Genomic DNA, 15,356 nt, shown 5'->3' with positions numbered 1-15,356 from the left:
GATATTCCAACAAGCATGGCACGTCATGCCGCACCCGCCAAACGTGCGGCTTCTTCCAGGTCCACGCTGACCAGACGGCTGACGCCCGGCTCGCGCATGGTCACGCCGGAGAGCTGACGTGCGGCCTCCATCGTCGCCTTGTTGTGGCTGACGAACAGGAACTGCACTTTCTCGCTCATTTCCCGAACCATGTTGGCCAGGCGGCCGACATTGGCTTCGTCCAGCGGCGCGTCGACCTCGTCGAGCAGGCAGAACGGCGCGGGATTGAGCTGGAAGATCGCAAACACCAGCGCCACGGCGGTCATCGCCTTTTCGCCACCGGACAGCAGCGAGATGCTGGACACGCGCTTGCCCGGCGGGCGCGCCATGATGGTCACGCCGGTGTCGAGCAGATCTTCGCCGGTGAGTTCCAGATAGGCATGCCCGCCGCCGAACAGCCGCGGATACAGTGCCTGCACGCCGGAATTGACCCGGTCAAAGGTGTCCTTGAAACGGCCGCGGGTTTCGCGGTCGATCTTGCGAATCGCCTCTTCCAGGGTTTCCAGCGCGGTGTTGAGATCCAGGTTTTGCGCGTCGAGATATTCGGAGCGTTGCGCCGCTTCGCCGTATTCCTGGATCGCGGCCAGGTTGACCGGTTCCAGCCGCCGCATGCGCCCATCGATCTGGCCGACCGCCGCTTCCCACTCGGCCAGATTGGCCGATTCGGGCAAGCTGTTGACCACGTCTTCGAGCACGAAGCCGGCCTTCACCACCGCAGCCTCCAACTGTTCGGCGCTGAGCACCAGGGCTTGCTGATCGAGCTTACGCTGCGAGATGCGCTCGCGCTGGCCCAGTGCCTGTTCGTCGCGCTGCTGACGGGTCTGTTCGTAGCTGCGCAGTTCGCCGTCGACACTCTCCAGCATGGTGCGCGCTTCGCTCAGTACGCGCTCGGTGCGCACACGCTCGCTCAAGGCGGCCTGATGCTCGTGCTCCAGCGTTTCCACCGGCGAATCGCCTTCGCTGAGCTGGGCGACCAGGTCTTCCAGGCGCGTATCGAGCTGGCCGCGCTGGCTGTCCATGCGCTCCAGTGTCTGGCTGAGCGAGGTGATTTGCGTGCGTTGCGATTCCAGCGTGAGTGCCAAAGCGTGCATCGCATCGCGCACGCCACGTGCGGCATCGCGGGCCTGGTCGCGCGCTTCGGTGAGCTGACGGCGTTCGTTTTCCAAAGCCGCACGGGTGCCTTGCAGGTCGCCCATCAGGGTCACCGCGTCTTCGAGTTTGGCGCGCGCTTCGCGTGCCTGCTCACGGCTGGTATCCAGCGTTTCCAGCAGCTGCGACAACTCGTCTTCGATGCGTTCGATGCGCGTGCGCGCGGCATCGACCTTGCCCTGCTGACTCTGCAGCTGACCGGCCAGTTCGGACACGCTGCGGTGCGCCATATACAACTGGCGCTGCGCATCTTCGCGTTGCTGTTCGGCCGCCAGCAATTGCTCGCGGAAGCTGCCCAGGCGCTGCTCGAGTTCGGCCTCGCGCTCCTGCAGCGTTTCGATCTGTGCGCGCAGCTCCTGAATCTCGCGCTCGCGCAGCAAGGCGCCCTGTTTGGCGGCACCGGAGCGCGACACCCGCACCCAGCCCTCGCCCAACCGCTCGCCGCTACGGGTGATGACCGAATCACCCTCGGGCAGGCTGCGCTGCAGCGTGCGCGCGGCCTCCAGATCCTCGGCCGCGTGCAGGCGCGCGAGCAGGCGACGGATCGCGATCGGCCCCTGCACCTTGGCCGCCAGCGAGGTCGGCGCGAAGCTCGCGTTGTCGCTGGCACCGGACACCAGCGCGATGCGGCCCTCGCCCAATTCGCCCAGCGCATCGACCAGTTGTTCCGGCGCATCCACCAGCACGCCTTCGATCAACTGCCCCAACGCGCCTTCCACCGCGTTTTCCCAGCCGCTTTCGACCGTGATGCGCTCGCCGACACGTGCGGCCGAATCCAGCCCGCGCGATTTCAGCCATGCCACCGCCGCGCCCTGCTCCTGGCCGAGCGCGGCCTGCTGCAGGGTTTCCAGCGACGACAAGCGACCACGCGCGGCCTGCGCCTGCTTGCGGACTTCGGCCAGTTCGCCCTGGCTGGCGCGCTGTTGTTCCTGCAGCCCGCCGAGCGCGTGCTTGCGTGCTTCGACCTGCTCGGTCAGCCCGTCCAGCGAGGTCTTCTGCGTTTCATGGCGCAGCTCGATCTGCTCGAACGCTTCGGCCAGCGCATCCAGATCCAGCCCGGCGCGCTCGTTGACCAGTGCTTCGCGGCGGCGGTCGGCTTCCAGCGACTGGCGATCGAGATAATCGACACGCGTACGCTCCACTTCGCCGGCACGCGAGGCTTCGCCGGTGTCGCGGTTATGGGTTTCCCAGCGCTGCTGCCAGTCGGCCAGACGCGCTTCGGCCTCGCGTAGCGACTCCTGGCGGAATTCGTGGTCTTCGCGCAGCTGCTCCAGTTGCGGCTCGGCCGCGTCCACCGCCTCGCGCAGCACCGCCAATCTGGCCGAGTCGCCGCTGATGTGCTGGGTCAGTTCCTGCAGTTGGCTCTGCGCCTCATCGCGCGCCTTGTGCAGGCGATGCGAGAGTTCGCGCTGATGCTGGATCTGCTGCTCGATGCGCGCCAATGCACCACCGACCTGATAGACATCAGCCTGCGCCTTGGCCACCGCTTCGGCGGCTTCCTCGCGACGCACGCGGCCGGTTTCGATGCGCGCTTCGGCATCGCGCTGTTCGGCGATCAGTTGCTGCAGGCGTGTCTCTTCCTGATTCAATTTTTCGCGCAGGCCCTGCAGCCGACCATCCAGGCCGCGGTATTCCAGCGCCTTCCACTCGGCGTCCTTGATCCGGCGCTCTTCCTGCAAGGCCTGATACTGCTCGGCCTGCCGCGCCTGGCGCTGCAGATGCGCCAGCTGCTTGGTGATTTCTTCGCGCAGATCGCCCAGGCGATCGAGATTTTCGCGGGTATGGCGAATGCGCGTTTCGGTTTCCTTGCGGCGCTCCTTGTACTTGGAAATGCCGGCGGCTTCTTCCAGATACACGCGCAGATCTTCCGGGCGCGCCTCGATGATCTGGCTGATCATGCCCTGCTCGATGATCGAGTAACTGCGCGGCCCCAGACCGGTGCCCAGGAACAGATCGGTGATGTCGCGGCGGCGGCATTTGGTGCCGTTGAGATAGTAGGCGCTGCTGCCGTCGCGGCTGACCAGGCGCTTGACCGAGATCTCGTTGAACGAGGCGAACTCGCCGGTGATGGTGTGATCGGAGTTGTCGAAGATCAGCTCCACCGTCGCCTGCGACACCGGCTTGCGCGCCGAGGAGCCGGCGAAGATCACGTCGGTCAGCGAGTCGCCGCGCAGGCGGCTGGCCGAGCTTTCGCCCATCACCCAGCGCACCGCATCGATGATGTTGGACTTGCCGCAACCATTGGGGCCGACGATGCCGGTCATGTTGGTGGGCAGGTGCAACGTGGTCGGGTCGACGAACGACTTGAAACCGGACAGTTTGATCGTGGACAGGCGCATGGGACTGGAGGTTCCGGGCACCGCGCGGACGAAGCCGGCAGGCGCTTTTTCCTGTGAAGCCAGTCCCTAAACCCTTGATCCACAAGATCAGCAGGCCGTGGAACCGGCAATGGAGCACGAGTATAACGGGCCGGCCATCGCTGGCGGCGGCGCCATAAAGACGAAGGGCGCCTAACAAGGCGCCCTTCGGGTACAGCATGCGGCGTGGATCAGGCGTCGGATTCGACGATGACCTTGACCGAGGTTTCCACATCGGCGTGCAGGTGCAGCACAACGTCGTACTCGCCGACATTGCGGAATGCGCCTTCGCCCAGGATCACTTCGCTCTTTTCCAGCGGCAGGCCGGCGGCGGTGAACGCCTCGGCGATGTCGCGCGGGCCGACCGAACCGTACAGCTTGCCTTCGGTGGACGCATGCGCACCGATGGTGACGCTGGCGCCTTCGAACTTGGTGGCGCGGCTCTGTGCATCGGCCAGGATGCTGTTGGCCTTGGCTTCGTAATCGGCACGCTTGGTTTCGAACGCTTCCACGTTGGCAGCAGTGGCCGGAACGGCCTTGCCCTGCGGCACGAGGAAATTACGGCCGTAACCCGGCTTGACGCTGACCTTGTCGCCCAGGTTGCCCAGGTTGGTCACTTTCTGCAGAAGAATCAGATCCATGGTGGTGCTCCGTTATTCGTTAGCGCCGGCGCTTTGGCCGACGCAACGTTTGCTGTCCGAAAAGACGGGGATTCGGGAATCGGGATTTGGGAATCGCAAGAGCACGATCAACACCGCATCTCGAATGACCGGCCTCTATATTTTTAGTAACCCGCACATGGATGTGCGGGCTCTTCCGAGGGACTCGGATTAAACGTCGTGATTGTCCGTGTACGGGATCAGCGCCAGGAAACGCGAGCGCTTGACGGCCGTGGCCAGCTGACGCTGGTACTTGGACTTGGTACCGGTCACGCGGCTCGGCACGATCTTGCCGTTCTCGGTGAGGTACTGACGCAGGGTGTTGAGATCCTTGTAATCGATCTCTTTCACGCCTTCGGCGGTGAACTTGCAGAACTTGCGACGACGGAAGAACTTGGACATGACAGCGCTCCTTAAGCGGCTTCGGCGTTGTCGCCGTCGGTATCGGTGGCGGCAGGTGCAGCATCGCCCTCATCGTCATCACGACGACGACGCTCGCTACGCTCGGGCTTGTCGCCCTTCTCGTCCTTGCTCTTCATGATCAACGACTGCTCGGTGTCCGGGCCATCGCGCTTGACGACCAGGTGACGCAGCACCGCATCGTTGAAGCGGAAGCTTTCCACCAGCTCGCTCAGCACGGCCTGGTCGACTTCGATGTTGAGCAGCACGTAATGCGCCTTCACCAGGTTCTGGATCGGGTAGGCCAGCTGACGACGGCCCCAGTCTTCCAGACGGTGGATGGTGCCGTTACCGCCCTCGATCAGCGACTTGTAGCGCTCGATCATGGCCGGGACCTGCTCGCTCTGATCCGGGTGGACCAGGAACACGACTTCGTAATGACGACTCATGTTGTTATTACCTTTCGGATGTGGCCACGTGGGCCGGACAGCTCCCCGGTAAACCGCGCAAGGCGGCCGGTGGAGCAAGGATTCCCGCCCGGAACCGGGCAGGAAGCAGGAAAGTATGGCAGTTCAGGCGTTTAGCCGCAACCGGGCCACGCCAGCAGCCAAGCTTACGAGCGTGATATCTGCGCGGCGACTGCTTAAGCCCCTCTCCCGCCGGGAGAGGGGTTGGGGTGAGGGTACGGGGCAAAGCCACTCGTGTCGTTCAGCCACGCGAGGCTTCGCCCGTACCCTCATCCGCCCTTCGGGCACCTTCTCCCGAGGGGAGAAGGGATCAGCGGTGCTCGGCTGCCGTCGTGAAGCTCTCGCCGCAGCCACACTCGGCGGTGGCATTTGGGTTGCTGAAGGTAAACGTCTCGCTCAGCCCGTGCTTGCCGAAGTCGATGCAGGTGCCATCGACCAGCGGCAGGCTGGTGGGGTCGACGAAGATGCGCACGCCGTCCTGCTCGAATACTGCGTCGTCATCGCGCTGGTCGCGCGCCAGGTCGGTGATGTGGCCCCAGCCGGAGCAACCGGTCTTGGTCACGCCGAAGCGCAGGCCCAGCGTCCCCGGGGTCTGCTGCACGAAACGCTGCACGCGCTCCAGCGCGGCGGGGGTGAGGCTGATGGCCATGGGAGGTGCTCCGAAAACGATGGTGGCAAGTATAGCGAGGCAGCAACAACTGCGGCGGCGGCGTTCTCAGCTGCGCCACCCCCCTGAAATGGGGACACAGCAGGCCTGCGACAAGCACCTCAACCCGCAAGCGGTTCAGATGGCTCGCGCCAGCGCGCCCGCAGCCAGTAAACTCGCAGACCATTCAAAGTCGCTACGGCGAGGACAAGTCATGACGGTGGTCAGCGTTGAACATGCGCTTGCGGGGAAACTCCCCGAAGGCGGCGAAGTCACGGTACGGGGGTGGGTGCGCACGCTGCGCGGATCTGCCGGACTGGCCTTCATCAACGTGACCGATGGCTCGTGCTTCGCTCCGATCCAGGTGGTGGCGAATGACACCCTGCCCAATTTCGACGAGGTCAAGCGTCTGACCAGCGGCTGCTCGCTGATCGCCAAGGGCGTGCTGGTCAAGTCGCAGGGCAAGGGCCAGTCGTTCGAGATCCAGGCCAGCGGTGTCGAGATCGTCGGCTGGGTCGAGGACCCGTTGACCTACCCGATCCAGCCCAAGCCGATGTCGCCGGAATTCCTGCGCGAGGTAGCGCATCTGCGCCCGCGCACCAATCTGTTCGGTGCGGTCACGCGTATCCGTAACTGCCTGGCGCAGGCTGTGCACCGCTTCTTCCATCAGAACGGCTTCAACTGGATCAGCACCCCGATCGTGACCACGTCAGACGCTGAAGGCGCCGGGCAGATGTTCCGCGTCTCGACCCTGGACATGGCCAACCTGCCGCGCAACGAGAAGGGCGAGGTGGATTTCAGCCGCGACTTCTTCGGCAAGGAGACCTTCCTCACCGTGTCCGGCCAGCTCAATGTGGAGGCGTATTGCCTGGCGCTGAGCAAGGTCTACACCTTCGGCCCCACCTTCCGCGCCGAGAACAGTCACACCACGCGCCATCTGGCCGAGTTCTGGATGATCGAGCCGGAAATCGCCTTCGCCGATCTGGCCGAAGACGCACGCCTGGCCGAGCAGTTCCTCAAGTACTTGTTCCGCGCGGTGCTCGATGAGCGTGGCGACGATCTGGCATTCCTGGCCGAGCGCGTGGACAAGAACGCGATCGCCAAACTCGAAGCCTTCATCAATGCCCCGTTCGAGCAGATCGACTACACCGAGGCGGTGAAGCTGCTGCAGAACTCCGGCAAGAAGTTCGACTTTCCGGTCGAATGGGGCCTGGACCTGCAGACCGAACACGAGCGCTGGCTGACCGAAGAACACATCGGCCGCCCGGTGGTGGTGACCAACTATCCAGAGCACATCAAGGCCTTCTACATGCGCCTGAACGACGACGGCAAGACGGTCGCTGCGATGGACGTGCTGGCACCGGGCATTGGCGAGATCATCGGCGGCAGCCAGCGCGAAGAGCGCCTGGATGTACTGGATGCACGCATGGCGCAATTCGGCCTGGATAAGGAGCACTACAGCTGGTACCGCGATTTCCGTCGCTACGGCTCGGTGCCGCATGCCGGCTTCGGCCTGGGGTTCGAGCGGCTCGTGGTGTACGTGTGCGGGCTGAGCAATATCCGCGACGCCATCCCGTATCCGCGCGCGCCGGGCAGCGCCGAGTTCTGATGTGACGACTGCTGCGCCCCTGGCGATCAGACACCGTCCACCAGGGAAGCAGACGTGCGTGGCCCACATCACTGCACGCATCTGCCGCTTCGACGCCCCGCCCCAGGAGCACTCCACATGACGCTGTTCTTCGCACTGTGTTTTGTCGGTGTCGCAGTGGCCGGGCTCACCGCATTGCTGATTTTCTGGCCGCTGACGCTGGTACACATGCGCGACCGTCACCCGGAGGCATTGGCCAGCTTCGGCGACCCGGCCTTCATCAGTCCCACGGCGTTGCGCTGGTTGCTGACGCGGCGCTACCGCAGCCACCGCGACAGCGCGCTGTCCGGCTTGGCCACTCCCGCCTGGCTGTCGCTGCTCACCATCTTTTTCGGCCTGGGCATGGCGGCCCTGCTCGGCCTGCTTTCCAAGGTAATGCAATGAACACGTACGAAGACACTGCCCAGGGCGAACAGGATTCCTGGTGGCTGGCCACGATCGGCCGCACGCTGATCTGGGCACGCCTGCGCGTCAATGAGGCAGGCACCGCCGAGGTGCTGGACAGCGACGGCAAGACGCTGCCCTACGACAGCGAAGACAGTGCCCGTGCGGCCTTGTTCGATGCCGAATTCGTCTCGCTCGACGGGCTGGACGAAGAAGACGCGCTGATGCGCGGTTTCTCGCTCAACGAAATCTCGCCGCCGCGCGGCGAAGACGATGCGGATCTGCGCGAACGCATGGTCGTGACCCTGGGTGGCCGCGCCTGACATGTACGCCCCACGCGCGTTTGTGCAGACCGATCTGGCCTTGCTGGACTGGCTGATCGCGCGCGACCCGTTTGTCACCCTGATCAGCCAGGGCGAGGACGGCCAGCCGGCAATCACGCATCTGCCGGTGCTGTACCAACGCGATGCGCAGGCCGTAATCATCGAAGGCCACTGGGCGCGCCCCAACCCGCAGGCACGCCAGCCCGGCGATGCGGTGATCGTGGTGCAGGGACCGCACGCCTACGTGTCGCCCAGCTGGTATCTGGACAAGGAGCCTGCCGCGCGCGTGCCGACCTGGAATTACGCGGTGGCGCATCTGCATGGCCGTTGCAGCCAGATCACCGATGAGCGGGAGGTCGGCGATCTGATCGGCCGCATGAGCGCGCATTTCGAACAGCGTGTGGGCAGCGATTGGTTGTTCGAGATGGAGCGCGACAGTCACCGCCGGCAACTGCGCGGCCTGGTCGGTTTTCGCTTCGTGCCCAGCCGCATCGAGCTCACCTTCAAGCTCAGTCAGAACCATCCGGCCGGCAATGTCGCTGCGGTCAGCGATGCGCTGGAACAACAAGCCTCCAGCGAATCCCGTGAGCTGGCCACGCTGATGCGCGATGCCTTGCGCGCACGCGATGGCACCGCCTGACCGGCACGGCACACAGTCGATTTCTGCACCACCGCTTTATGGCTCCTCTCTCGAACACACCCTGCCCTCTTTCCTCTGGAATACTGCGCGCATGAACGAGCTCAACCATTTACTCGCAAACAACCAGGCCTGGTCCGAGCGCATCCGTCGCGAAGACCCGGAATTCTTCTCCAAGCTGTCCACCCAGCAGACCCCGGAATATCTGTGGATCGGCTGCTCGGATTCGCGCGTGCCGGCCAACCAGATCATCGACATGGCGCCGGGCGAGGTGTTCGTGCACCGCAATATCGCCAACGTGGTGGTGCACACTGATCTGAATTGCCTGTCGGTGATCCAGTTCGCGGTGGACGTGCTTAAGGTCAAGCACGTGCTGGTGGTAGGTCATTACGGCTGCGGCGGCGTCTTCGCCAGCCTCACCCAGAAGCGCATGGGCCTGGTCGACAACTGGATCCGCCACGTCACCGATGTGGCCGACAAGCATGAAGTCTGTCTGCACGATGCCGGTGAATTGCCGGCGCAGCACGCGCGGTTGTGCGAGCTCAACGTGCTCGAGCAGGTGGTCAATGTCTGCCGCACCACCATCGTGCGCGATGCATGGGAACGCGGCCAGGAGCTGTGCGTGCATGGCTGGGTCTACAGCCTGCGCGATGGCCGCGTGCACGACCTGGGCATGTCGATCGACCGCTCCGAGCTGCTGCAGGAGCGTTACGACGTCGCACTGGCGCGCATCCAGGCCGATCACGCCGAACGCTGAGCGGCACCCGCACGCCATCCAGCCGCGGCGCCCATCGGCGCCGTCGGTTGGCTATGCTGGACGTCTTCTTTGCCGAGGAACGTCGATGCTGGTCCCGCCGATCAACCTGCATGCCTGGATCGAGCAATACCGCCACCTGCTCAAACCGCCGGTGGGCAACAAATGCATCCAGCAGGACGGCTTCATCATCATGATCGTCGGCGGGCCGAATGCGCGCACCGACTATCACTACGATGAGGGCCCGGAGTGGTTCTTCCAGCTCGAAGGCGAGATGGTGCTGAAGGTGCAGGACGAGGGCGTGGCGCGCGACATCCCGATCCGCGCCGGCGAAATCTTTCTACTGCCACCGAAGGTGCCGCACTCACCGCAGCGCGCGGCCGGCTCGATCGGCCTGGTCATCGAACGCGAGCGCTTGCCCAACGAACAGGACGGCCTGCAGTGGTATTGCCCGCAGTGCAATCACAAACTGTACGAGGCGATGTTTCCGCTGCAGAACATCGAAACCGATTTTCCGCCGGTGTTCGATCATTTCTACCGCTCGCTTGCGCTGCGCACCTGCACCCAGTGCGGGCACGTGCATCCGGCGCCAGAGCGTTATGCCGCAACTGAGGCGTAAGTGGCGCAGAGGGTGACGATGCAGAACACGCGAAGCGGGAGGCGCTCGACGGCGCTCGAACGACCGTGGCTGGTGCGCGCGTCGTGCGGCGAGGTTGCAATGGCAGGCGACGCAGCGACCGCACGCCGGCCAACAACACGCCTGTCTGTCATCCGCGCAACTTTCATCCGCGCAGACGCGCAACGTGCATGCCGCTCGAACGCACTGCCACCGATGCCATGCTGCGCGCACTGATCGATCTCAAACCGCGCGACGTGCCACTGCGCGTCGCGCTCCGCAACACCGCCGCAGTGGTGCTGCCGCTGGCGGTGGGCGTGGCCACCGGGCATGTCGCTGCGGGTCTGGCAGTGTGCACCGGCGCGCTCAACACCATGTTCACCGACCAGCCTGGCCCGTATCGCGCGCGTCTGCAACGCATGTTGATGGCCGCGCTGGCCGCCGGTGCGGCCGCGTTGCTTGGCATTTGGGTCGGCCATAACACCCCTGCCCTGGTGGTCGCCGGCTTGTTGCTCGGCCTGGGCGGCGGGCTGCTGGTGGCGCTCGGCCCGGTGGCCGCGCGCGTGGGCCTGACCAGCATGATCCTGCTGGTGGTCAGCGCCGATATGCGCTTGCCGATCGAGCAGGCACCGGGCGTGGCCGCGCTGATCTTCGCCGGCGGCCTGCTTCAGGTCGTGCTGGCATTGGCCGCGTGGCCGCTGCAACGCTATCGCCCGGAACGCTTCGCACTGGCCGATCTGATGCGCCAGCTGGCAGGCATTGCACGCCAGCGCCCGGAAGCCAGCGCCGCGCCGCCGGCAACGCAGGAAGTGCTCGATGCGATGGTGATGCTGCACGGCGAACATCGCTCGCGCGCGATCGCCGTGCAGAGCTTTCGCATCATTGCCGAGCTCTGCGATCGGGTACGGCTGGAGCTGCTGTCGCTGGCCGATGCCGACACCCGCCTGACCGACTCGCAGGCGCGCCCGGCCATCGAACGCGTGCTCGAACGCAGCGCCATCGTGCTGGAACAACTCGCACACGCAATGACGGTGGGCGAAGACCCGTTAGCGGCGGATTCCTCGATGACCGGCTTCGACGATCTGGTCGCGGCCCTGGCGCAGTTTCAGCACGACAACGCCGATACCCGCGAACGCCGGCTGGTGCGGGTGGCGGTGGCGCGCGCGCAAGGCCTGGGCGGCCAGTTGCGCGCCCTGATCCGCAATGCGCACTGGGCCAGCAGCCGTGGCGAGATCCAGGCGCAGTTGGCCGAAGCCCGTTTACCGGCAGCCTTGCGGCCAGCGGCGACCTTGGCCACCTTGCGCGCAAATCTGGATCTGTCCTCGGTGGCGTTTCGGCATGCGTTGCGTTGCGGCGTGTGTCTGGCACTGGCGATCGCCTTCCAGCGTTGGCAGCAGATTCCGCACGGCTTCTGGATTCCGATGACCACCGCCATCGTGCTCAAGCCGGATTTCGGCGGCACTTTCAGCTTCGGCGCCTTGCGCGTGGCAGGTACCTTCGTCGGCTTGTTGGTGGCCACGTTACTCGCCCATTTTGCGATGGATGGCGCCAGCATCCGGCTGGCGTTGCTGGCGCTGTTTTGCCTGGGTTTCCGCTTGTTGACGCAGGTGAATTACGGTATCGGTGTCGCGTTTCTGACCGGCATGCTGGTGCTGTTGCTGTCGTTCGAAGGCGTGGCGCCCGGCGACGCCATCGGTGCGCGTCTGCAGGCAACGGTAGCTGGCAGCGCATGGGCGTTGATCGCCTACGCGTTGTGGCCCACGCGCGAACGCCGGCATATCCGCGCATCGCTGGCGCAACTGCTCAGCGCGTATCGCGATCATCTGCGCCATCTGTTGCTTGGCCAGATGGAGGATTTAAGCGATACCCGCGCCGCCGCACGTGTGGCACGCACCAATGCGCAGGCCTCGATCGAACGGCTACGCGGCGAGCCACGCAGCCGGCGCAATCTGCACGAACTCAAACTTGCCGAATCGCTACTGGCCAACGGCAACCGTCTGATCCGCGCCACCTTGTCGCTGGAAGCGGTGCTGCGCGATGGCCACCCCTTACCCACGCTGGCGGCATTGCCCGCATTTGCGGAACAGGCCGATCAGGCGCTGTCGGACCTGATCGACTGCCTGATCCACGGCGGCATCCCCGCAGCGGCCACCTTGCGCAGCGCCGAGCGCCGTTTGTCCGATGCGTTGGCCGCGCTGCCCGACAGCTCGCCCACCACCGCTGCACTGGCCGACACCGTCGACCGCATCACCGACAGCATCGGCACCTTGACCCATCTGTTGCGCCCGGCCCGACCAGCTTCTACCGGTACCTCTGCAGAGGCACCGGCCGTGCACGACGGCGCACCCACCGCCGGCGGGTAAACTGACCTCACCGACCCGCGCTGCGAGCCTTGACGATGACCGACCCGCTGTCCCGCGCCCATGCCGTTGCACTGGACGCCGCCGACCCGCTGCGCCGCCTGCGCGATGCGTTCGTGTTCCCGCAGCATGGAGGCCAGGATCAGACCTATTTCGTCGGCAATTCGCTGGGCCTGCAGCCGCGCGCCGCGCGCGCAATGGTGGACGAAGTGCTCGACCAGTGGGGCGCACTCGCAGTGGAAGGCCACTTCACCGGCCCTACGCAATGGCTGACGTATCACCAATTGGTGCGTGATGGCCTGGCACGTGTGGTCGGCGCACTGCCCGGCGAAGTCGTCGCGATGAACACGCTGAGCGTCAATCTGCATCTGATGATGGCCAGCTTTTACCGCCCCACGCCCGAGCGCGGCGCGATCCTGATCGAAGCCGGTGCGTTTCCTTCCGACCGCCATGCGGTGGAATCGCAACTGCGCCTGCATGGGCTGGATCCGGCCACACACCTGATCGAAGTGGAAGCCGACCAACCCAATGGCACGGTATCGATGGCGGCGATCGCCGATGCCATCGCACGGCACGGTCCGCGGCTGGCGCTGGTGCTGTGGCCCGGCATCCAGTACCGCACCGGCCAGGCCTTCGAGCTGGGCGAAATCGCGCGGCTGGCACGCGCGCAGGGCGCGATGGTGGGTTTCGACCTGGCGCATGCGGTCGGCAATATCGCGCTGACGCTGCACGACGACGGCGCGGATTTCGCGGTGTGGTGCCACTACAAATATCTCAACGCAGGGCCCGGTGCGGTGGGCGGTTGTTTCGTGCACGAACGCCACGCCAACAGCGACTTGCCGCGCATGGCGGGTTGGTGGGGGCACGAACAGCAGACCCGCTTCCGCATGGACCCGCAGTTCGTGCCCTCGCCCGGTGCCGAAGGCTGGCAGCTGAGCAATCCGCCGGTGCTGGCGCTGGCGCCGCTGCGTGCGTCGCTTGAGTTGTTCGACCAGGCCGGCATACCGGCATTGCGGGCGAAATCCGAACAGCTCACCGGCCATCTGGAACAGCTGATCCACGCCCGCGTGCCGCAGGTGCTGCAGATTGTCACCCCGTCCGAGCCGGCGCAGCGCGGTTGCCAGTTGTCGTTGCGGGTGGCCGGCGGGCGGGCGCAAGGGCGCTCGCTGTTCGAGTATCTGCAGTCGGTCGGCGTGCTTGGCGACTGGCGCGAGCCGGACGTGATCCGCATCGCACCTGTGCCGCTGTACAACCGCTTCTGCGATCTGCACCGGCTGGTCGAGCAGGTAGAAACCTGGGCCGCCGCCTGAGCACGTACGGCACAGACTGTGCCATCGAACAGGTGTGCACGTGAGCCGGAACCGGCGCACGCGCACGTACACTCCAAGCCCGCACCTGGCTGACCGGCTTGCGCTGTTGCCAGCCGCTTCACCTTTTCCCTCTTCACCTTTTCCCTCTTCGCCGGCACCCGCGTCCGGCCGCTGCCGGATACCGCATTGAGCGCAGTCTCTCCTCGTTCCCTGACACTGATCGGCGCCGGTCTGGCCGGTTGCCTGCTGGCTATCCTGCTGTCGCGTCGCGGCTGGCAGGTCACCGTCTATGAGCGCCGCGGCGATCCGCGCGTCAAGGGCTACGAGTCCGGCCGCTCGATCAACCTGGCGCTGGCCGAACGCGGCCGCCACGCGCTACGCCAGGCCGGCGCCGAAGACGCAGTAATGGGCAAGGCGGTGATGATGCGCGGGCGCATGGTGCATCCGCTGGTTGGCGAGCCGCAGCTGCAACGCTACGGGCGCGACGACAGCGAAGTGATCTGGTCGATCCACCGCGCCGCATTGAACGTCGCATTGCTGGATCTGGCCGAACAGGCCGGTGCACGTGTGCATTTTTATCGGCGCCTGCACACGGTGGATTTCGATGCCGGCTACGCGCGCTTCATCGACGACCGCGACGACCAGCCGCACGAGATCCACTTCCAGAGCCTGATCGGCAGCGACGGCGCCGGCTCTGCACTACGCGCGGCGATGCAGCGCAAATCGCCGCTGGGCGAGCGCATCGAATTTCTGGACCACTCGTACAAGGAACTGGAAATTCCGCCCCTGCCCGGCGGCGGTTTCCGCATCGAACGCAACGCGCTGCACATCTGGCCACGCGGGCGCTACATGTGCATCGCGCTGCCCAACGATGGCGGCACCTTCACCGTCACGCTGTTTCTGCCCAACACGGGCGAGCCGAGCTTTGCCACCACGCGCACCGGCGACGAAGCGCTGGCCTTGTTCGCGCGCGACTTCCCGGATGCCTTGCCGCTGATTCCGCAGCTCAAGGAGCATTGGGAAGAACATCCGCCCGGGCTGCTCGGCACCTTGACGCTGGACCGCTGGCATCTGGACGGCCGCGCATTGCTGATCGGCGACGCCGCGCATGCGATGGTGCCGTTCCACGGCCAGGGCATGAATTGCGCCTTCGAAGACTGCGTGGCATTGGCAGAGCAGCTGGACGCGCACGACGATCTCGAAACCGCGTTTGCCGCGTTCGAAGCGGCGCGCCGCGACGATGCGGCAGCGATCCAGCAGATGGCACTGGAAAACTACCTGGAAATGCGCGACCGCGTCGGCGATGCCGCGTTCCTGCTGCAACGCGCGCTGGAACAGGAACTGCAGACACGCTGGCCCACCCGCTTCGTGCCGCATTACACGATGGTGACCTTCCTGCGCACGCGCTATTCGATCGCCCTGGCGCGCAGCGAGATCCAGCGCGAGATCCTGGTCGAAGCCACGCGCGGGCACACCGATCTGTCGCGCATCGACTGGGCAGCGCTGGAAGCGGTCGTGCATGCGCGTCTGCAGCCGCTGGAAGGCGCGCACTGATCCCTTGCACTGATCGTCGCACACAGGCCGGCGTCAGCGAGCCGGCGCGCGGAT

General features: G+C 65.3%; 14 protein-coding genes. 9 read left to right on the top strand and 5 right to left on the bottom strand.

Annotated elements, in window-relative coordinates; all coding sequences use genetic code 11:
* Positions 1-23: 23 nt before the first annotated feature.
* The 5 genes from smc to ABS769_RS08635 all read right to left on the bottom strand — a co-directional run bounded on the left by smc (position 24) and on the right by ABS769_RS08635 (position 5,719).
* Positions 24-3,527, bottom strand: coding sequence for a chromosome segregation protein SMC (smc, locus tag ABS769_RS08655; RefSeq protein ID WP_317061610.1), 3,504 nt, complete (start codon positions 3,525-3,527; stop codon positions 24-26).
* Between the two features lie 209 nt (positions 3,528-3,736).
* Positions 3,737-4,186, bottom strand: a complete 450-nt coding sequence (gene rplI / locus ABS769_RS08650; RefSeq protein WP_006451584.1) for a 50S ribosomal protein L9 — start codon at positions 4,184-4,186, stop codon at positions 3,737-3,739.
* A gap of 189 nt (positions 4,187-4,375) precedes the next feature.
* Positions 4,376-4,606 carry a 30S ribosomal protein S18 gene (gene rpsR / locus ABS769_RS08645; RefSeq protein ID WP_005991243.1) on the bottom strand — a complete coding sequence of 77 codons (231 nt, stop codon included), beginning with the start codon at positions 4,604-4,606 and terminating at the stop codon, positions 4,376-4,378.
* Positions 4,607-4,617: 11 nt separating this feature from the next.
* Positions 4,618-5,052 (bottom strand): 30S ribosomal protein S6, encoded by a 435-nt coding sequence (gene rpsF / locus ABS769_RS08640; protein WP_006451585.1) that lies wholly within the window; start codon positions 5,050-5,052, stop codon positions 4,618-4,620.
* Between the two features lie 328 nt (positions 5,053-5,380).
* The gene (locus tag ABS769_RS08635) at positions 5,381-5,719 is read right to left on the bottom strand and encodes a HesB/IscA family protein (RefSeq protein ID WP_006451586.1); all 339 of its coding nucleotides are present in this window, start codon (positions 5,717-5,719) and stop codon (positions 5,381-5,383) included.
* Positions 5,720-5,930: 211 nt separating this feature from the next.
* Here ABS769_RS08635 and asnS point away from each other — a divergent pair, with 211 nt between their 5' ends.
* From asnS to ABS769_RS08590, 9 genes are all read left to right on the top strand, one after another.
* A complete protein-coding gene (gene asnS, locus ABS769_RS08630) occupies positions 5,931-7,325 on the top strand; it encodes an asparagine--tRNA ligase (RefSeq protein ID WP_317061609.1) in 1,395 nt (464 codons plus the stop codon).
* Positions 7,326-7,442: 117 nt separating this feature from the next.
* Entirely contained in the window at positions 7,443-7,748 is a 306-nt protein-coding gene (locus ABS769_RS08625) for a hypothetical protein (protein ID WP_006451589.1), read from the top strand.
* Positions 7,745-8,071: a hypothetical protein gene (locus ABS769_RS08620; RefSeq protein ID WP_317061608.1), complete on the top strand. Its 327-nt coding sequence runs from the start codon at positions 7,745-7,747 to the stop codon at positions 8,069-8,071. The genes ABS769_RS08625 and ABS769_RS08620 overlap by 4 nt, the downstream gene beginning before the upstream one ends.
* A gap of 1 nt (position 8,072) precedes the next feature.
* On the top strand, positions 8,073-8,711 hold the full coding sequence (locus tag ABS769_RS08615) for an FMN-binding negative transcriptional regulator (protein ID WP_317061607.1): 639 nt from the start codon (positions 8,073-8,075) through the stop codon (positions 8,709-8,711).
* 91 nt (positions 8,712-8,802) lie between these two features.
* Entirely contained in the window at positions 8,803-9,465 is a 663-nt protein-coding gene (gene can, locus ABS769_RS08610; protein ID WP_317061606.1) for a carbonate dehydratase, read from the top strand.
* Positions 9,466-9,550: 85 nt separating this feature from the next.
* Positions 9,551-10,081 (top strand): 3-hydroxyanthranilate 3,4-dioxygenase, encoded by a 531-nt coding sequence (locus tag ABS769_RS08605; protein ID WP_006450277.1) that lies wholly within the window; start codon positions 9,551-9,553, stop codon positions 10,079-10,081.
* Between the two features lie 218 nt (positions 10,082-10,299).
* Positions 10,300-12,441, top strand: a complete 2,142-nt coding sequence (locus ABS769_RS08600) for an FUSC family protein (RefSeq protein WP_350498143.1) — start codon at positions 10,300-10,302, stop codon at positions 12,439-12,441.
* A 35-nt stretch (positions 12,442-12,476) separates the two neighbouring features.
* Entirely contained in the window at positions 12,477-13,748 is a 1,272-nt protein-coding gene (gene kynU / locus ABS769_RS08595; RefSeq protein ID WP_317061605.1) for a kynureninase, read from the top strand.
* Between the two features lie 186 nt (positions 13,749-13,934).
* Entirely contained in the window at positions 13,935-15,302 is a 1,368-nt protein-coding gene (locus tag ABS769_RS08590; RefSeq protein WP_317061604.1) for an FAD-dependent oxidoreductase, read from the top strand.
* Positions 15,303-15,356: the final 54 nt, after the last annotated feature.

The sequence above is a fragment of the Xanthomonas hortorum genome (assembly GCF_040279205.1).
GTDB classification, from domain to species: Bacteria; Pseudomonadota; Gammaproteobacteria; order Xanthomonadales; family Xanthomonadaceae; genus Xanthomonas; species Xanthomonas hortorum_F.
This window is presented reverse-complemented; position numbering and strand designations above follow the sequence as displayed.

Excerpts from the sequence above, each read along its gene's own strand:
- asnS (WP_317061609.1), top strand. The coding sequence starts at position 5,931 with ATGACGGTGGTCAGCGTTGAACATGCGCTTGCGGGGAAACTCCCCGAA.
- rpsF (WP_006451585.1), bottom strand. The coding sequence starts at position 5,052 with ATGAGTCGTCATTACGAAGTCGTGTTCCTGGTCCACCCGGATCAGAGC.
- rplI (WP_006451584.1), bottom strand. The coding sequence starts at position 4,186 with ATGGATCTGATTCTTCTGCAGAAAGTGACCAACCTGGGCAACCTGGGC.
- rpsR (WP_005991243.1), bottom strand. The coding sequence starts at position 4,606 with ATGTCCAAGTTCTTCCGTCGTCGCAAGTTCTGCAAGTTCACCGCCGAA.
- ABS769_RS08635 (WP_006451586.1), bottom strand. The coding sequence starts at position 5,719 with ATGGCCATCAGCCTCACCCCCGCCGCGCTGGAGCGCGTGCAGCGTTTC.
- can (WP_317061606.1), top strand. The coding sequence starts at position 8,803 with ATGAACGAGCTCAACCATTTACTCGCAAACAACCAGGCCTGGTCCGAG.
- kynU (WP_317061605.1), top strand. The coding sequence starts at position 12,477 with ATGACCGACCCGCTGTCCCGCGCCCATGCCGTTGCACTGGACGCCGCC.
- ABS769_RS08605 (WP_006450277.1), top strand. The coding sequence starts at position 9,551 with ATGCTGGTCCCGCCGATCAACCTGCATGCCTGGATCGAGCAATACCGC.
- ABS769_RS08615 (WP_317061607.1), top strand. The coding sequence starts at position 8,073 with ATGTACGCCCCACGCGCGTTTGTGCAGACCGATCTGGCCTTGCTGGAC.
- ABS769_RS08600 (WP_350498143.1), top strand. The coding sequence starts at position 10,300 with ATGCTGCGCGCACTGATCGATCTCAAACCGCGCGACGTGCCACTGCGC.
- smc (WP_317061610.1), bottom strand. The coding sequence starts at position 3,527 with ATGCGCCTGTCCACGATCAAACTGTCCGGTTTCAAGTCGTTCGTCGAC.
- ABS769_RS08620 (WP_317061608.1), top strand. The coding sequence starts at position 7,745 with ATGAACACGTACGAAGACACTGCCCAGGGCGAACAGGATTCCTGGTGG.
- ABS769_RS08625 (WP_006451589.1), top strand. The coding sequence starts at position 7,443 with ATGACGCTGTTCTTCGCACTGTGTTTTGTCGGTGTCGCAGTGGCCGGG.